Below are 1,313 nucleotides of genomic sequence, written 5' to 3' on the forward strand. Positions count from 1 at the left end.
GAGCACAAGTTGCAGAAGACCGGTCGGCGGCAGATCACAGGAAATGCGCTGGATGCCGTTGCGGCCGGAGTGCTTGTAACTGAGCGCGAGCCGGGCACCGCCGTTCTCCCGCGCCTCCATCGAAAATATCTTTGCAGGCATGACGCGGGTTATTATGGAAGGCTGCTGGACCTTCAAGCCGCGGCCGGCAGGTCCGGTGATGCTAGGCGGCCATGCGCCGAAAGTAAGGCAGCACATGGAAGGGACTTATCTGCAAAGAGAGTACCCTTGGCCATTCCGGATTTTTTCAGGCTACGCGGAGTTGCGGTGCTCAGTGAGGGGAAACGCCTAATCCGCCATTGATTGAATTGATGGCCTTATGCATGCCTGCCTGCAAGAAATTCTGCGGACCAGTCAATTTCCGGGGCCGATACACCGCTTACAATGACTTGGTGAGAGATATGGCTCGACTTAGCAAGAGCGCAACTGCACCGCGTATACTGGGTGAGGACCTTGATCCAGCTGAAGTTACGGCTTTGCTAGGTAAAGAACGCGACCGGTCTGAACGAAAGGGGGATAAGATTGCATTGCCCAAACAAGGCTATCGGATGGCCGATACCGGGGCCTGGGTAATCAGAGCTAGCCGGATGGAACCGGGAAATCTGGATGCGCAGGTTTCTCAAATTCTTCAAGGCACAGGTGACGGTCTTGGTATTTGGCAAGACCTTTCCCGCCGGTTAGATGTTCACCTGTTCTGCGGTGTGTTTCTCAGTGAAGAAAACGAAGGTTTTTGCATCTCGCGTGAAACAATGGGTCTGCTAGGTGTTCGTGGAATTGCTGTGGACTTTGGTATCTACGCGGCCGGTGAATAGTAACTTGTGATGCCTATTGCCGCTCAAGGTTCATGACAAAGCGCTAGCGATAGCTGAAAATATTCAAAACACCCCCATCGCCAGCCCCGCGCCCAACGCCAGCCCCAGTTCGCGGCAGGTCTCCAGCTGATCCTCCGGGATCACCTTCTCCGCCAGAATGGCCTCCGGCGTCTGCGCATGGGTGCAGAGGATCAGCGGCGTCTGCACCTCTTTCAGACGCCAACCGGTGGCAATCCGTGCGCATTGGCGCGCTGCGTTTTTCCCGTCCGATCCGGCGCAGACCATCTGTGCATAAGGCCGCCCTGCAATCTGCCCCAGTACAGGATAATAGCAACGGTCAAAGAATTCCTTCATCTGGCCGGACAGCGCCGCCAAGTTCTCCGGCGCACAGAAGATGTAGCCATCCGCGGCCAGCAGATCCTCCGGCCCGGCCTCTTCGGCCCGCTTCAGAACAGTGGAAAC

At 56.5% G+C, this 1,313-nt stretch carries 2 protein-coding genes; one reads left to right on the forward strand and one right to left on the reverse strand.

What is annotated here, in order from left to right; translation table 11 throughout:
• The first annotated feature begins 440 nt into the window (after window positions 1-440).
• A complete protein-coding gene (locus tag A2I95_RS38850; protein WP_027256715.1) occupies window positions 441-851 on the forward strand; it encodes a DUF4279 domain-containing protein in 411 nt (136 codons plus the stop codon).
• A gap of 63 nt (window positions 852-914) precedes the next feature.
• Here A2I95_RS38850 and A2I95_RS38855 read toward each other — a convergent pair.
• The coding region (locus tag A2I95_RS38855; RefSeq protein ID WP_291737719.1) for a flavodoxin family protein at window positions 915-1,313 on the reverse strand (399 nt) is incomplete at its 5' end.

The sequence above is a fragment of the Leisingera sp. F5 genome (genome assembly GCF_001593695.1).

What these genes read in the sequence shown, in the direction of transcription:
- A2I95_RS38850 (WP_027256715.1), top strand. Translation starts at nt 441, where the DNA reads ATGGCTCGACTTAGCAAGAGCGCAACTGCACCGCGTATACTGGGTGAG.